The following is a 15479-nucleotide window of genomic DNA, read 5'->3' as shown; positions in this document are numbered from 1 at the left end:
TAAGGGCGGTACCTGTTGAACCGGTTCAGGGCCGTCGCAGTAGAAGTGAACGTTGGTGCGATATGTTACTGTATATCACCCAGCCTGTTAATGTCCCTGTCCCTTTGGAGTACGCATGACCATTGCTTTCCGGCGCCTTTTGTTAGTCGGCGCTGTCGTTCTTTTTTGGCCGTTGTCGGCGCTGTCGGCTCCCCATGTTGTGGTCTCACTCGCCCCGCTGCACAGCCTGGCAAGCGCCGTGACTGCAGGCATCAGCGAGCCGGCTTTGCTCTATGATCGGCAGCAGTCGCCACATGGGTCCGGTTTGTCGCCGGATCAACTGCGTACCCTCACCGAGGCTGATTTATTGGTCTGGGTCGGCCCGGAGCTGGAAACCGGACTGGCGCGTTTGGTTGCGCGCTTGCCTGCTAAAGCGGTGAACTGGCACTGGCACGATTATGACAGTGGTATGGTGCAATACACGCCGCGTGAAGCCTTGTTCGAAACCGCCGCCGGGGCTTTGCATGGCGATCATGACCATGGCGAACTGGACCCGCATTTCTGGCTCGATCCGCGCAATGCCGAGGTGTTCGTCATCGCTCTCGCCGACGAACTGGCACAGCTCGATCCGGCCAATGCCGACACCTACCGCGCCAATGCCGAACGCGAACAGCAGCGCCTGCAACAGCTCTATAGCGATCTGGATGCGCGCTTGGCGCCGGTGCGCGAACGGCCCTTTATCGTCTTTCACGACGGCTTTCAGTATTTCGAACGCGCCTTTGATTTGAACGCTCTGGGTGCGCTGGTGGTGACACCGGAAATTCCACCCGGGCCGCGCACCGTGGCGCAACTGGCGCAGCGCGCTAACGACGCCGGCGGTGTTTGCCTGTTGCACGAACCCCAATTCAGTTCGCGTTGGATGCAGCCGTTGTTGCAAGCAGTGCCCAATGGCCAGCTGTCGCAGATCGATCCGCTCGGCTCGACACTGGAACCGGGGCCTGATCTGTATGAACGTATCCTCACCGACCTGGCCGATAACCTGGCCAACTGTCTGGAGACTTTGCCATGAGCTTTGTTGCAATCCAGTCTGCGCCTCAGGGCGTGTTGTGGGACATGGACGGCGTACTGATCGACTCCGAACGCCTGGTGCGCGATGCCTTTGTCGAAGTGAATACCAATGGCGGCCCGGTACCGGATGCGTCGCGACGCTATCTGGAAACCATCGGCCTGAACCGCAGCGGCTTGATTGACTGGTTCAGCCAGTTTGTCGACAGCCAGGAGCTGGCCGAGTACTGGATTGACCAGACCCATTATGGTTTTCTCGAACGCGCCAAGACCGAACTGGAATTGAAGCCGGGTGTCGCCGCGGCGCTCGACCACATACGCAAGCTGGGCTTGCCACAGATGGTGGTGACCAGCACTCGCACCGAGGTGGCGCAAATGAAACTATCCAGCCTGGGTGTGCTGGACCGTTTTGATGGCGTGCTCGGTGGCGATCAGGTGAGCCGGGGCAAACCCCATCCGGAACCCTATCTGCGTGGCAGCGAAATCCTGGGTCTGGAACCGGGCAGGGCGCTGGCCGTGGAAGATTCCGCCAACGGCGTGCGTTCGGCACTGGCAGCGGGCTGTCATGTTTTGCACGTACCGGATTTGATCGCTACCGACCCCAGTTGGCACGGTCAGTTAAGTGTCTTGCCATCGCTGGTCGAATTCCCGACCTGGTTTGATGCACTGGGAGCGGCCGAATGAAACTCGACCAAATCGAACCGCTGGCCGCCTTAGGCATTGAACGGGTTGCCAGCGACGCCGATCACAGCCGCTTCCACATTCCCCTGAACGGCAACCGCAACGACAAAGGCACCTTGTTCGCCGGTAGCCAATATTCGGCGCTGGTGCTCGCCGGCTGGTACCACAGCGGCGCCTGGGCCGAGCAGCATCAGTTGGGCGATACCGTTGCCATTCGCGATTGCCAGGTGCGCTATCCCAAACCAGCAACCAGCGATTTAACCGTGGTCGCCCAGTTCGAAGCCGAACCTGACCTGCGACCGAGTGGCCATTGGCGCGCTCGCGTTCGGGTAGAGGCGCGCGATACGGCCGGTGAATTGGTGGCGGAGCTGATCGGCGATTACCGCATCATTGTCGCTAAATAATGGCCTAAACCGATGCGCCAAGTGCCTTTCAATCGACTGCTGATTCAGCCTCAGGTACATCGCGATTGGTTCCGTCGCGCTGGCGGGCTTTGTTTTGAGCTTGATGCTGCCACCGCCCAAGCCTTTGCGCAGCTGTGGCGGGTCTATGAACATGAGCATCGGCCGGCCCCAGCGGAATTTTTAAACCGCCATCCGATGGCCGAGAACGACGCACTTTTTGCCTTGTTTGCTGCGGTTCAGATCCTGTTGCAGGATGAGCCGGCACTGCAAGTCACTCCTGGCGAACTCAGCCTGACACTGGGCCGCGCAAGCGGCTGAGGTTTTGGTACAATCGCCGCGTACCTCGTTGGAATTGCTTCATGACTCAGCTGAGCGTTAACTTGAACAAGATTGCCCTGTTGCGGAATTCACGTGGCCGGGACTTCCCCAATGTCGTCGACTTCGCCGAGAAATTCATCGCACTGGGCGTGCAGGGTATTACCATTCATCCGCGTCAGGATGAACGCCATATCAAGCGTCAGGATGCCTACGATCTGGCCGCTTGCCTGGCCAAATACCCGACGGTGGAATTCAACATCGAAGGCTATCCGAGCGAAGACTTCCTGCAACTGGTCGAAGCCACCAAACCGGATCAATGCACCCTGGTGCCAGACGCACCCGGCCAACTGACCTCCGACCACGGCTGGGATTTCAGCACCCAGGGCGAATTCCTCGACGGCATTCTGGCGCGCATCGAAGCCGCCGGCATTCGCACAGCCTGTTTTCTCGATCCCGACATCAAACAGGTGGAACTGGCGGCTGCCTCACGCACCCAGCGCATCGAACTCTATACCGAAGGCTACGCCAGCGCGCATGGCACCGCCCGTCAGGCGCAGGTGCATGAAAGCTATCGCGCGGCCGCCGTTCGTGCCCATGAATTGGGCTTGGAATTGAACGCCGGCCACGACCTGGATCTCACCAACCTGAATGATTTTTTGACCATTCCGCATATTCTCGAAGTCTCCATCGGTCATGTATTGACGGTGGAGTGCATTGAGCACGGCATGCCTTACGTCATTCGTCGCTATCTGGCCGCCTGCGCCAATAGTGCCTAAAACCAAAAAACAGAGGAATTGCTGCGATGCCGCACAGAAGCCTGGAACACCTGCTGAAAAATAACCGCGAATGGGCGGAGCGAATTAAATCGGAAGATCCGGATTTTTTCCGTCAGTTGGCCGAGCAACAAAAACCGGAATTTTTGTGGATCGGTTGTGCCGACAGTCGCGTGCCGGCGAATGAAATTATGGGTCTGATGCCCGGAGAAGTCTTCGTGCATCGCAATGTTGCCAACCTGGTGGTGCACACTGACCTGAACTGCCTGTCGGTGATTCAGTTCGCGGTGGAAGTGCTCAAGGTAAAACACATCATCGTCACCGGTCACTACGGCTGTGGTGGTGTGGCTGCGGCGCTGAAAAATCAGCGCCTGGGTTTGATTGACAACTGGCTGCGCCACATCCAGGACATCATGAAACTCTACGGCAAATACTTCGACGCCATACCCGATGAAGCCACGCGTATTTCACGCCTGTGTGAAGTCAACGTCATGGCGCAGGTACAGAGCCTGTCGGAAACCACCATCGTCCAGCAAGCCTGGGACGAAGGCCAAAAGCTGACTATCCACGGCTGGATCTATGGCCTGGAAGACGGCATTTTAAAAGACTTGGGTGTATCGCACAGCGACAACGCCCCAATGCGCGAAAAAATTCACCGCTCTATTAAAGCCACCCTGACTGGAGGTTAATGGAATGTTGACCGGTTTCATTCCGACTTTGGATACGGTGGTTCAGTCCGACCGAACGGAAGCCATTTCTCAATATCAAAATACCCTGGGTGCAGAAATTAACTGGGTAGCCATAGGTGCCATCGGCGGCGGTATCGTGTTTTTGGTATTAGTATTGGTCGGCCTTAATTCCGACCAAAAACGCGGTAATAAAAAGAAGAAAAATGTGAAGATGTACAAAATTCACAAGCACGATGATGATTCGCGGACGGATAAGCTGAAAGACGACTGAGGTGGTTCTTTTTATGGGTACCGAAGTGATCGGGTGTAATCCGTTTTCGGTACCGACAAATAAATCTGAAAAGCCCGCTGGCTGGTTATCGTTCTGCCTTGCTACGGTTTGTGGCGGCAGACATATTCGACATCGTAGGTGGTGATCTCGAATGGATTGCCATCCGGGTCTTTAAAATAGATCGACCAGGAAAGATCGTGATCCACTTCCCTAAATGAAACGCTGTGGTCACTGAGGGTGTTCATCCACTGAAAGTAATTCTCGCCATCGACCGCCAGGGCAATGGTGGTGCTGACGCGACCACCGGGTTCAAACAACGCCAAGTGCGCACCGCCGTTGTGAATCGTTAACGGGCCACCACCTTCCATCCAGACTTCAAGCTCCGGTACTCGCTCGAAACCCAGCACACGGCTATACCAGCGTTCCAGCTCGAGGCGATCATCAGTGTGGAGGTGGATGTGGTCGATTTTTTGAAAAATAGGCAGGTGATTTACCTCCGGGTGTTCACGTGCGTCATGGCTGATGGCGTGTTTCTGCATCAGTCAGCATAACGCACCATAGCAATACGATCTTCCGGCGCCGGCAGCACCAAGCGTTGCTGGCGCAGTATTTCACTCAGTTCCGGGCCATAAGATGGCTCAGGTACCACGACGAATCCATAACGCTCGTAGAAGGGTTGGTTCCAGGGAATACTGGCGTAGGTGGTCAGCCAAAGTGGGCCTTCTGCGCTCCATTCAATGACCTTCATCAACAGCTGGGTGCCAATACCTTGCCTCATGTAATCGAGGGCGACAGACAGTTGATCCAGATAGGGTTGGTGGTCGACCAGGTTGCAAGCAGCAAAGCCAATAGATGCCCCTCCTGAATTCATCGCAACATAAACCTGCCCTTGGTCGATGGCGCGCGACCATCTGAGCGCTTCACCCTGGACAAAGGGATGATCATCATCCAGTTCAAAATGAAGGCCCGCCTGCTCAAAGAGCGTGCTCGATTCATTATCGATGTCTATTAGTGATTGCAGGTCGCTGGGTTCAGCGATGCGCAGCTTGGGTTGCTTCATAGATTCCCAAAATACATTTCCTGTGTTGAAGTTAACCGTCACTCATCTTTGCCGTTAGAAAATCAATAAAACTCCTGAGCTTCGAGGACATGTATTTCCGATTTGGGTAAATCAGAAAAATATCTACGGTAACCGGAAGAAAATCTTCAAACAGCAGGACTAAGTCACCTTTATCCAGTTCGTCGGTCAATACCAGCTTGGGCACTCTGGCGATACCTTGACCTTGCTTGCACATCGCCAATTCCATTTCGGCACTGTTGGTGAGTAAGTGGCTGTTTATTTTGACCGTGGTCTGGCGACCGGTTTTATCCTGATACTGCCAGACGTTCTGGTTAACCGTAGAGCGAAAATTAATGGTGCGATGATGCACCAGTTCGTCAGGCGATTGAGGTGTGCCCCACTGGGTTAAATAGTCTGGTGAGGCAATGGTAACAATATCGACACTGGTTAATTTACGGCTGACCAAGCTTGAATCGGGCAGTTGCGCCGAGGCGCGCAGTGCCAGGTCGTAACCGTCTGCGATAACGTCCACCAACTGATCATTCAGTTCCAACTCAACAACGACCTGCGGATATTGATCCATATATTCGCCGAGAATCGGCTTTATCGTCGCTAACGCAAAACTGACCGGGCAGCTGATCCTCAGGTTGCCCTTGGGCGTGTGCTGCTGCCCACTCAGTTGCTGCTCAACTTCCAGCGCTTCGGTGATGATGTTTTGGCATTGCCGATAGTAGATGTCGCCGGCAGCCGTCAGGCTGATTTTTCGGGTGGTGCGGTTAAGTAACCGGACGCCCAACCGCTGTTCCAGCTTGTTAATCTCAGCACTGATATAAGACTTGCTGTGGTTGAGTAGGTTAGCGGCGTCAGTAAAGCTGCCGCTATCAACCACCTGCTTGAAGGTCACCATTCCACTGAGTAATTGAGTATCCATGGATAAGCTCGATTGGTAGTCAGATAAGAACAATCATTGCACAGGCGGCTGGTTAATCACAGTGAGCGAACAATATAGGCTCGTTACTCCTGAGAAATTGGAGTCTAACGATGAAAAATGTGTTGATACTGAATTCGAGCCCTAACCCCAAAGAGAGCATTTCGACCCAGTTAACCTCGTTCTTTAAAGAGGAGTTACAAGCGAGCGCTGCCTTTAAGGTAGTCACCCGAGAGCTGGGCGTAACACCACCCAGTCATTTAACGGCCTTAGCGCTATCCGGCTTTTTTAACGATCCCAGCGAGCACGATGCTGATCAGCAGCAAGCCTTGAGTGAAGGTTTAATGTTGATCGAAGAATTGAAAAATTCGGACATCGTTATTATCGGTGCTGCCATGCACAATCATACCGTGACGTCTGGTTTGAAGGCTTATATCGACCAGGTAACGCGACCGGGATTGACCTTTAAATATTTGCAAGACGGCCCTCACGGACTGGTAACGGGGAAGCAGGTCTATGTCGTTATTTCGGCGGGTGGCGATTACAGTTCTGATGAAACTCAAAAAGGCGATTTTGTGACGCCGCTACTGAAGGAGGTGCTGGGTTTTATTGGCTTGAAGGATATTAAATTTATTCCCGTTTTTGGTGTTTATGCGGGTGCTGAAACGGTTGAAAGGAATATCCGTCTTGCTAAGGAAATAATCAGCGCAGAGGCCCGGCATCTGAACTAGTATTTTTTGCTAAGTCATAAGGGTAATCAACGATCAGCAGGATACCGACCCGCTAAAATGGGTGTCCTGTTGATTGACTATCCCGTCGATTGCCGGCCAATAGATAAACCCAACTGGTCCGTTGGGTTTTTGGTGCCGGGGTCGTTTCTACTTTCTGTTTTCCTTACGGATCACCAACTTCAAGCCTGACCAAATATCGTCCACGGCGCAGACTTTAACGTCGACCAGGCCCATGGGTAAGGCCACTTCGCGGACCACGTCTTCGGTGATGTCGGTTGCCACCTTCGACGCCTTCTTCGGCCAGCTAACCCAGATCATGCCATCTTGTTTGATCATGGTGAGCTGCCGTTCCAGTTCCCTTTCTAACTCACTACGCTGCTTGGTGAAGAAATGAATAAAATCCAGTTCGGGCGTTAACCGGCTAACGACCTTTAAATGAGTTGGTAGCGGCTGAAGCAGGGCATCGTAGTCGCTCGGCGGGTTTTTAAAATAGACGGAGTAGCCTTCCTTGATTCCCAGTTTCTTTGCCAGTGGTGTACCGGAATAGCCTGACATAGTGTTGTCCTTTTCGAAGTGAGCTTCAGCTTATTACTGGTAATGTGCCGAAGCTTTATAAACCTTTCCGTGTTGATTGAAATGAAAGATCTCTGCAACCAGGCCTTTGCGTCCTTGGTAGTAGATGATCAGACTGCCAACTCCGCAAAACACATGGATGAGTTCAAAGTGTAATGGAGGCTTAATGGCGAGACCTTTAGCCCAGTATTCGCCGACCGCAGACTTGCCCGTTAGTTTTCCATCCTCGACGCCCATCCTTTCTGCGATCAGCGGCGAGTGCATTTCAAAGTCTTCGGTGTAGTGGGAGAGGATGGCATCCAGATCATGAGCGTTCCAGGCTTTAACCCAGTGTTTGGCAAATTGTTCAGCAAACGCTTTATCGATTTTCATGCTCGGCTCCGGAGTTCTATGACTGGGCAAAGTTCGGATGCTCTTTAAAGTGCTGAATCAGATAATCGCAAACGCTTTGCAGCTTAGGTGACGGCTGACGGACCTTAGGGTACACCAGCCAAACACCGCTGTAGGGATACTGGTATTGCGTTAACAGCGGCACCAGCTCGCCGCTGGCCAGGTCGTTGGCTACATAATAATCAGGTAATTGTGCAATCCCCAAGCCCTTACGCACGGCATCTAGCAAGGCCGGGCCGGAATTGCCGCGCCAGCGGCTGGTGACCTTCACTTCTTTGCGCTGGCCGTCTTGCTGAAACAGCCAATGGTTTTTCGAGCCGATCAAGCAGTTGTGCTTGTTGAGTTCGGCCAAGGTGTGCGGCATGCCGTGTTGGTTAACGTACTGGCGTGAGGCGCATAGATGTTCCACCCGATCACAGAGGCGTCGTGATAAATGGCTGGAGTCTTTCATTGCGCCCATGCGGATAGCCAGGTCATAGCCTTCTTCGATTAAGTCCACAGCGCGATTGGTGAGGTGAAAATCGAGTTCAATCTTGGGGTGCTGGATTAAAAAATCATTCATAACCGGCGCAATGTAGCGCTCGCCAAAGGTGGTGGCGCAGGTCATTTTAAAGGCACCAATGGGGGCCTGGTTTAGGCTGGAAATGACTTCCTCGGCACTGCCTAAGGCGGATGGCAAATCCCGGCAATGTTGATAGTACAACTCGCCCGCTTCGCTCAAGCGAATGCGGCGCGTGGTGCGGAACAGCAGAGTGCTGCCCAGAGAGTTTTCTAGCTGGCTAATCAGCCGGCTGATATGAGAGGCCGACACCCCCAGTTTCAGCGCCGCTGCCGAGAAGCTGCCTTGTTGAACCACCTCGACAAAGGCCTCCATGGCTTCCCAGTTCTTCATAAACCCTCTGCAATAACGGTCGTTTTGAGCGGGCTGATTATAACTCAAAGGTCAGTTTTCGAAATGATTGTTGCTGTATGACAACAATCATTTGCCGAATTAAGCGTTATCCGGTTCGGCGGCCGGGACTACACTGCCGCCATCGCAGTTAGGTTTAACATCACAGGGTAGAGACCATCATGAAATGCAAAGCAGCCGTAGCCTGGGGCCCGGGCCAACCCCTTAAGATTGAAGAAGTCGACGTTCAGGATCCGCAAGCCGGGGAAGTTCTGGTGCGTATCGTGGCCAGCGGCGTTTGCCACACCGATGCCTTTACTCTGTCGGGTGATGACCCGGAAGGTGTGTTCCCGGCCATCCTGGGTCACGAAGGCGCCGGCATCGTCGAAGCCGTGGGCGAGGGCGTGACTACTCTGAAAGTTGGCGACCATGTGATTCCGTTGTACACCGCAGAATGCGGTGAATGTAAGTTCTGCAAATCGGGCAAGACCAACCTGTGCAGCGCGGTTCGTGAAACCCAGGGCAAAGGCTTGATGCCCGACGGCACAACCCGTTTCAGCATCAACGGCGAGCCCATTTACCACTACATGGGTTGCTCAACTTTCTCGGAATACAGCGTGGTGCCGGAAATTTCGCTGGCAAAAATTCACGTCGATGCGCCACTGGAAAAAGTCTGCCTGCTGGGCTGTGGCATCACCACCGGTATTGGAGCGGTGCTGAATACCGCCAAGGTTGAGCAGGGCGATACGGTCGCGGTCTTTGGTCTGGGTGGTATCGGGTTGTCGTGCATTCAAGGTGCACGCATGGCGGGCGCATCGCGAATTATTGCCATCGACATCAACGAATCCAAATTCGAAATGGCCAAGCAGTTTGGTGCGACCGATTGCGTGAACCCGAAAAATTTCGATGCACCCATTCAACAAGTCATCGTCGATATGACCGATGGCGGTGTCGATTATTCATTCGAATGCATCGGTAATGTGCAGGTGATGCGTTCGGCGCTGGAGTGCTGCCACAAGGGTTGGGGTGAATCCATCATCATTGGCGTGGCCGGTGCCGGTCAGGAAATTTCCACGCGTCCGTTTCAGTTGGTGACTGGTCGAGTCTGGAAAGGCTCAGCCTTCGGTGGCGTGAAAGGCCGCAGTCAGTTGCCGGGCTATGTCGAAGATTACATGAACGGCAAAATCGAGATCGACCCTTTCGTGACGCATACCATGCCGCTGGAACAGATCAACGACGCCTTCGATTTAATGCATAAAGGCGAGAGCATTCGTACTGTCGTTCTGTTCGATCAATAACCTAACTGTTGTTTTAACAAGTGATCATCCAAGCCCGCTCAGCGGGCTCTTTGCTCCCGACTTGGAGACATCTATGGAACTGCTATCGAGCACCAAAAGTTTCGGCGGCTGGTTAAAACGCTACCGCCATGAAAGCTCGGCCGTAAACGGCGAGATGACTTTTGCTATCTACCTGCCGCCACAGGCCGAGCAGAAAAATGTACCGGTGCTGTATTGGCTGTCTGGCCTGACCTGCAACGATGAAAACTTCACGCAAAAGGCGGGCGCTTTTCGCAAAGCAGCCGAGCTGGGCTTAGCCATTGTTTGCCCGGACACCAGTCCACGTGGCACCGATTACCCGGGCGAACATGAAAGCTACGACTTCGGTTCTGCTGCGGGTTTTTATCTCAACGCTACTGTTGAGCCTTATTCGAAAACCTATCGGATGTACGACTACGTGGTGAAGGAATTACCGCCGTTGGTCGAAGCCAACTTCCCGGTTACCGACAAGCGTTCTATCTCCGGCCATTCCATGGGTGGCCATGGTGCTTTGATCTGTGCGTTGAAGAACCCGGGCATCTACCAATCGGTCTCCGCCTTCGCGCCCATCGCCAACCCAATCAACTGCCCCTGGGGCGAAAAAGCCTTTACTGGTTATCTGGGTGACGACCGCGCTCAATGGGAAGAATGGGACGCGACCTTATTGGTTGCCAATGCCAGTGAACGTTTGCCCCTGTTCATTGACCAGGGCGAAGCGGATAACTTCTTAGCAGAGCAGTTAAAGCCAGAAGCGCTGGAAGCGGCCTGTGAGCAAGCAGGGCACCCGATTACCTTGCGCCGTCAGCCGGGTTATGACCACAGTTACTACTTTATCGCCAGCTTTATTGATGATCATCTGGAACATCATTTTAAGGCTTTGGGTTAATGCAGAAACCCTTCTGTCGGTATTAACCGATGGAAGGGTTTCCATACGCATTTTATTTGCAGAGAAGTTATTGAGTTGTATCGAGCGTTAACTAATTAATGTCGCCGAACTTTCACAGTGGCCATAGTGGCTAACCTAAATCTGGATCACCCGCCATCCAGGTAAGGCTTGCAGGCGCGAGATCTCACTGGCTCGTTAAACACCGAACAAACCGATTTATTACTCTTCCCAGCCAGCCTTCCCAGGTGGATGCTCTTCAAACCAGGAAACAATACTTGGCATATTTTGCTCGAAGTTACCCGGTACTGAGAAGTTCAGCACGCCCGCGCGCTGAGCGCTGCGGTTTTCAAAGTCGTGCGTCAAGCCAGCGGGCGCAAGTACAAAGGAACCGGTTGGCGCATCTGTCCATTGGTCACCGATCAGAAAACTCATGGTGCCTTCAATCACAAAAAAGACGTCGTCTTCATCATGGCTGTGAGCGCCAGGGCCTTGGGTGAAAGGTTCTAACCACCACTCAGAAATCGAGTACTGTCCATTAGATTCTGTACCGTCTGCTTTGAACAGCGCAGCGATGCCGCCCATGGAATATCGGCGGCCTTCACCGGGTGACAGTAATATGGGTTTTCGGCTCATGGTGTCTTCCTTTTCGTTGAGTCATCTACCAAGGCTGAATAGGACACTCACTTTAAGTCTTTATTCGGGTGTGTGCATTTTACTTGAACTGGCATAGGTTTTTGCATTGCATTTCTGTGTTTAGGCGTCGACATCTATTCGATACGATGAGTACCTGATAACTGCCTTCCAAGAAAAACGATCTAATACCCTAATGTAATTAAGTTCAAGATATTAGTCGGTCCAAGAATGGGAAAACAGGGTACTCCTGATTCCAGTCTCCAAAGTGGCCTTCATTCATGATGATTTGCGTTCCACCGATTTTCTCAAATATGAAGCGCCCTTGATCTGCATCGCAACCATAGGGGTCGACCAATGAATTTATTATGTATGCATCTCCACAGTTGGCCTTAATCGATTCCCAGTTATAGGTTTTCTGTAAAACTGGCTCATCTTCCTCGTTTGGCTGGGTATGATATCCCGCAATCAGGTAAGTTGCTTTTACTGGAACTTGGGATTTCTCGAGAATGGCAAGCAGTAAAGCAGCACCAGCCGAATGACCGATCAAAATAGTATCTCTGGTAAGAACGTGGCTGCTTAAAATTTTTGGCAGAAACGTTTCAATTGGCTCTTGGTTTATTTCGGGCCAATGAGGCGTTTCGACGTCAAAACCTTTGCCTTTGAGCTGCTCTGCTAGCCAGGGATACCAAATGGCTTGAGGGTCACTGCCAGTCCCATGAAAAATTATTGCATGTTGCCCCATCGAATATACCTTTCATAAATTGCCAGTCTGATGGCAGTTATTAAGCTACTTGCCATAAATTATCACGCTAATCAGGAATATCACCATTATTGAGGTGGGTGTCCTATTTTAACCTCTGCGGTTAACGCTTACAGCATTAGCGCGGTCTTTTGCGTCAACTACCTGCACCTGAATTTATTCATTTCTACCACCGCAAAGAACCTGATTCCATGCACAGGTAGTCTCGGTTTTCTACTTTTCCATTGACGACTAATTCACTTATCAGTTCAGCCGACTTTTCGGGTGTCATATGAGCATCTTTTGATGCCATTTTGGTCAGTAGTCTACCAGGATGGATAGCTGCGACTTTGATGCCATCTTCTTCCAGGTCATCTGCTAAGCAAAGAGTAAGCATGTTTTGAGCAGCCTTACTTATGCGATAAGAGTAAGAACAACCAGTACCTTTTGCTGCGCCTGATGCCTGCATTGACATCGAACCCCGCCGAGAACTTATATTAATGATCAGTGCATTCTCAGATTTGCAAAGAGCAGTGTAAGCACCTTTGACCGTAGAAAAAACACCTAGGCAATTGGTTTCAAAAGCAGTTGAAATTTGCTCTATAGTAGCAGTATCTAGACTTGATCCCTTACTACCTACACCAGCATTATTGATTAATACGTCTATCGATAGATCACTCAACCAATCTTTGACTCGAACATCGTGGTCGGGTGACCGTACATCGGACTCAAGAATATGTGCCTCTGGGAACTCTTTTAATAAGTCTTCCTTAGCTTCAGGGCTTCTAACAATAAGGAATAAATCCCATTGGTAGCTATCGAAGGATCTAGCAAGCTCCTTTCCAAGCCCTTTCCCAGCTCCTGTGATTAAAACTCTTGACAACTTTCTTCACCTTTGAAGTGAACAGTTTATTCATTGTCACTTACGTTTTTTATTTGGGCACGACCTTGGAATGATGTTACCACGTTGTATCGCTTCGGTGCTGTATCTATCGTATGTCTCAGCGCTACGGTGGGTGTCCTGTTAGACAGTTAATTATTCTCAGGTACCAGCGGATAACCACTTGGCTGATCGTATTCTATAATAGAAACAGGAGGCTTATCATCAATCTTCAATGCGAAGACTCTTCCATCCGATTCAATCTGTACCTTTAGATTCCCATCAAAGTAATCTCCATTCTCTCCAGAGTGAGGGATATCTCTTGGGTATATCCAAGTGCCAATGTCTGAATAAATTTCATACCCATTCGAAGTGTAATCTAATACGGCGCTATCCTTATACAATATAACACCTGTTGTCCCACCAAAGTTGTAGTCGAGCGCAACCCCACTGTTATTATATATTTCGATAGTCGCAGTTCTGACGCATCCAGATACCAATCCAGTAATGACCAACAAAATTAGTAACTTAATAATATTGTTCAATAGTTTTTTACTCCATGGCATTGAGCTTTAATTGCTTACTGCTCGAATATTAACAATATTTTTCATATGAACCACCAAACAGTTGTTAAAAGGACATCCATAATAAATGGCGCTTGAAGTGGGTGTCCTATTAGTCTTCTACGAGCAGCGCGGTGTATCGGATACCACGCAAGAAGATGCGTTGCGGTACTGGGAGCAACACGCACAGTGCGGTAGCAGGCAACACCGATAGCATGCGGTCGGCAAAAGGCGGAGCTTCTACAGAGTTCAACTCACCAGACAGGTTGACTATCGCGCTCATGGCCAGAAAGAGTGCCAAGAGAATGCCGAGAGTTCTAGCTATGTAAATTGCTGAGGTCATGATCTGCCGCCTAACGCCTTTGTCAGCCGCGTTTTGGTTGTAGTGTATTTTTGTGCAAAGATGGCCGAAGGCCATGCACAAAAAGGAGCGAAAGCCAAAACGTCGGCTGGACAAATTTGTTAAGTGCTTTTTGGTACAAACCAACCACCGTTACTTACAACCCATTTTAGTTCTTCAAAGCGCTCATCTTTAAAATTTATATTTTTTAGAAACTCTTTAGCTTGCTCCCATGTCGGGTGACAAGCTACATTTCCTGAGTTGCAATCCCCGAGGAGCACCAAAGGTTCATAATATCGCTTACAATCAGCGGGCGAATCTATAACCATTTTTAGGAAGAGTTCGTATCTCTTCCCATTTTTTGCTTTATAACCGAAGGAATACTAACCTCCATCTCTATTGATGTCGGCGTATTCTGGCGTTTTACATTGAAGCGATTTAAATTCCATAATCGATTACCTAACTAGCCGCACCTGGCACTTAACGCCCGCGTAAAGCGCGCGAGGAATTAAGAGGACACCCACCTCAACCCTCTTCTCAGCCGCCGCCTTTGCATTATGGCAGATGTCTTGTTTAGCCAACGGGATACTCAAAATAGCTGACCCTTAAGATGGGTGTCCTGTTAGTTTTGCGATTGGTGCCCTGTTAGCCTCTAGGGTGGGTTTCCTATTAGCCGCTACTTTTGACTAAGGGTCATCAATAGAAATGGCGTATAGATCAATACAAGGTAGAAAAACACATAACCTAGTGTAATTCCAGCAGCGGTCATCAGCCTCCTGAATTTGTATATGTCGTCTTCCAAATGGTGGTAGAAGAAAGTGGTGGCAATGATGGCAAAAACCAAAAGATAAGGTGGTGTGACATTTTTAATAAAGCTGTTGGGTAAATAACCGAGGACTATTTCTCTAAGAATGGCAAAGGCAATGTATGCCAGGTAGGCGACAATCAGCACTAGATAAGAAGTTCTGACGGGGCGGGTGACTCTGAACGTGTAATGTCTTTTCCCTAGCCAGGATAACAACAAACCGAGCAGTAGCGTTGCTAATAAAAAAGTGACGAGAATAGCAACGACGACTAAGAAAAACGGAGGTGCAACTGTCATATTTTACCTAGTTCCTTTGGTGGCCCTTTAATTTAAGCATTCTATGTTCGATAGCAAACGGCCGCTGCTATCAAAGCTGAGCCGATCAGAATAGCAACTCATACCGAAGCTCTAGTAACTCAGCTGACAAGACACCCACAATAGTCGACTCTTAAGGTGGGTGTCCTGTTAACTCATAACCGAAGCGATAGCGTAGGTTGTCCGGCACGCATTTTTTGCGTGCGCACATAACAAACATGTTATGTGCTGTTGATTTAATAAGTCTTACT

Annotated in this window: 21 protein-coding genes; 10 read left to right on the top strand and 11 right to left on the bottom strand. The window is 50.9% G+C overall.

What is annotated here, in order from left to right; genetic code table 11:
• Window positions 1-115: 115 nt before the first annotated feature.
• Genes ABMA60_RS10260 through ABMA60_RS10230 form a run of 7 tightly spaced genes read left to right on the top strand, consistent with a single transcriptional unit; the run spans window position 116 to window position 4180 of the window.
• Window positions 116-1048 carry a zinc ABC transporter substrate-binding protein gene (locus ABMA60_RS10260; RefSeq protein WP_392802455.1) on the top strand — a complete coding sequence of 311 codons (933 nt, stop codon included), beginning with the start codon at window positions 116-118 and terminating at the stop codon, window positions 1046-1048.
• Complete coding sequence (locus ABMA60_RS10255) at window positions 1045-1728, top strand: HAD family hydrolase (RefSeq protein ID WP_392802453.1); 684 nt, start codon at window positions 1045-1047, stop codon at window positions 1726-1728. Before ABMA60_RS10260 ends, ABMA60_RS10255 begins: the two co-directional genes overlap by 4 nt.
• Window positions 1725-2129: a YiiD C-terminal domain-containing protein gene (locus tag ABMA60_RS10250; protein WP_392802450.1), complete on the top strand. Its 405-nt coding sequence runs from the start codon at window positions 1725-1727 to the stop codon at window positions 2127-2129. Before ABMA60_RS10255 ends, ABMA60_RS10250 begins: the two co-directional genes overlap by 4 nt.
• A gap of 12 nt (window positions 2130-2141) precedes the next feature.
• On the top strand, window positions 2142-2447 hold the full coding sequence (locus tag ABMA60_RS10245; RefSeq protein WP_392802447.1) for a hypothetical protein: 306 nt from the start codon (window positions 2142-2144) through the stop codon (window positions 2445-2447).
• Window positions 2448-2488: 41 nt separating this feature from the next.
• On the top strand, window positions 2489-3223 hold the full coding sequence (locus ABMA60_RS10240) for a pyridoxine 5'-phosphate synthase (protein WP_392802444.1): 735 nt from the start codon (window positions 2489-2491) through the stop codon (window positions 3221-3223).
• Between the two features lie 26 nt (window positions 3224-3249).
• On the top strand, window positions 3250-3909 hold the full coding sequence (gene can, locus ABMA60_RS10235; RefSeq protein WP_392802441.1) for a carbonate dehydratase: 660 nt from the start codon (window positions 3250-3252) through the stop codon (window positions 3907-3909).
• Between the two features lie 4 nt (window positions 3910-3913).
• Window positions 3914-4180, top strand: coding sequence for a hypothetical protein (locus tag ABMA60_RS10230; protein WP_392802438.1), 267 nt, complete (start codon window positions 3914-3916; stop codon window positions 4178-4180).
• 101 nt (window positions 4181-4281) lie between these two features.
• Here ABMA60_RS10230 and ABMA60_RS10225 read toward each other — a convergent pair whose 3' ends face one another.
• From ABMA60_RS10225 to ABMA60_RS10215, 3 genes are read right to left on the bottom strand one after another with little or no spacing between them, the layout of a single operon-like run.
• Complete coding sequence (locus ABMA60_RS10225; protein WP_392802436.1) at window positions 4282-4719, bottom strand: VOC family protein; 438 nt, start codon at window positions 4717-4719, stop codon at window positions 4282-4284.
• Window positions 4719-5240, bottom strand: coding sequence for a GNAT family N-acetyltransferase (locus ABMA60_RS10220; protein WP_392802433.1), 522 nt, complete (start codon window positions 5238-5240; stop codon window positions 4719-4721). The genes ABMA60_RS10225 and ABMA60_RS10220 overlap by 1 nt, the downstream gene beginning before the upstream one ends.
• A 31-nt stretch (window positions 5241-5271) precedes the next feature.
• The gene (locus tag ABMA60_RS10215; protein WP_392802430.1) at window positions 5272-6171 is read right to left on the bottom strand and encodes a LysR family transcriptional regulator; all 900 of its coding nucleotides are present in this window, start codon (window positions 6169-6171) and stop codon (window positions 5272-5274) included.
• Between the two features lie 110 nt (window positions 6172-6281).
• On the opposite strand from ABMA60_RS10215, the gene ABMA60_RS10210 reads away from it, so the two are divergent.
• The gene (locus tag ABMA60_RS10210; protein ID WP_392802427.1) at window positions 6282-6899 is read left to right on the top strand and encodes an FMN-dependent NADH-azoreductase; all 618 of its coding nucleotides are present in this window, start codon (window positions 6282-6284) and stop codon (window positions 6897-6899) included.
• 147 nt (window positions 6900-7046) lie between these two features.
• Here the strand turns inward: ABMA60_RS10210 and ABMA60_RS10205 are convergent, their stop codons facing one another.
• The 3 genes from ABMA60_RS10205 to ABMA60_RS10195 are packed head-to-tail and all read right to left on the bottom strand — an operon-like array spanning window position 7047 to window position 8754.
• Complete coding sequence (locus ABMA60_RS10205; RefSeq protein ID WP_392802424.1) at window positions 7047-7454, bottom strand: DUF3052 domain-containing protein; 408 nt, start codon at window positions 7452-7454, stop codon at window positions 7047-7049.
• A 33-nt stretch (window positions 7455-7487) separates the two neighbouring features.
• Window positions 7488-7844 carry a nuclear transport factor 2 family protein gene (locus ABMA60_RS10200; protein WP_392802421.1) on the bottom strand — a complete coding sequence of 119 codons (357 nt, stop codon included), beginning with the start codon at window positions 7842-7844 and terminating at the stop codon, window positions 7488-7490.
• A gap of 16 nt (window positions 7845-7860) precedes the next feature.
• Complete coding sequence (locus ABMA60_RS10195; protein WP_392802418.1) at window positions 7861-8754, bottom strand: LysR family transcriptional regulator; 894 nt, start codon at window positions 8752-8754, stop codon at window positions 7861-7863.
• A 179-nt stretch (window positions 8755-8933) separates the two neighbouring features.
• Between ABMA60_RS10195 and ABMA60_RS10190 the strand changes: the two genes are divergently transcribed.
• Window positions 8934-10049: an S-(hydroxymethyl)glutathione dehydrogenase/class III alcohol dehydrogenase gene (locus ABMA60_RS10190; protein ID WP_392802416.1), complete on the top strand. Its 1116-nt coding sequence runs from the start codon at window positions 8934-8936 to the stop codon at window positions 10047-10049.
• A gap of 73 nt (window positions 10050-10122) precedes the next feature.
• Window positions 10123-10953, top strand: a complete 831-nt coding sequence (fghA, locus tag ABMA60_RS10185) for an S-formylglutathione hydrolase (protein ID WP_392802412.1) — start codon at window positions 10123-10125, stop codon at window positions 10951-10953.
• A gap of 219 nt (window positions 10954-11172) precedes the next feature.
• Here fghA and ABMA60_RS10180 read toward each other — a convergent pair whose 3' ends face one another.
• From ABMA60_RS10180 to ABMA60_RS10160, 5 genes are all read right to left on the bottom strand, one after another.
• Window positions 11173-11586, bottom strand: coding sequence for a cupin domain-containing protein (locus tag ABMA60_RS10180; RefSeq protein WP_392802409.1), 414 nt, complete (start codon window positions 11584-11586; stop codon window positions 11173-11175).
• Window positions 11587-11791: 205 nt separating this feature from the next.
• Entirely contained in the window at window positions 11792-12328 is a 537-nt protein-coding gene (locus tag ABMA60_RS10175; RefSeq protein WP_392802406.1) for an alpha/beta hydrolase, read from the bottom strand.
• A gap of 184 nt (window positions 12329-12512) precedes the next feature.
• Window positions 12513-13208, bottom strand: coding sequence for an SDR family oxidoreductase (locus ABMA60_RS10170; protein ID WP_392802404.1), 696 nt, complete (start codon window positions 13206-13208; stop codon window positions 12513-12515).
• Between the two features lie 149 nt (window positions 13209-13357).
• Entirely contained in the window at window positions 13358-13750 is a 393-nt protein-coding gene (locus ABMA60_RS10165; RefSeq protein ID WP_392802401.1) for a hypothetical protein, read from the bottom strand.
• 1034 nt (window positions 13751-14784) lie between these two features.
• On the bottom strand, window positions 14785-15210 hold the full coding sequence (locus ABMA60_RS10160; protein ID WP_392802398.1) for a hypothetical protein: 426 nt from the start codon (window positions 15208-15210) through the stop codon (window positions 14785-14787).
• Window positions 15211-15479: the final 269 nt, after the last annotated feature.

Source organism: Saccharospirillum sp. HFRX-2 (assembly GCF_043196805.1).
Taxonomy (GTDB): Bacteria; Pseudomonadota; Gammaproteobacteria; order Pseudomonadales; family Natronospirillaceae; genus Saccharospirillum.
Note: the sequence above shows the minus strand (reverse complement) of the source record. Positions and strands in the feature narration are given on the sequence as shown.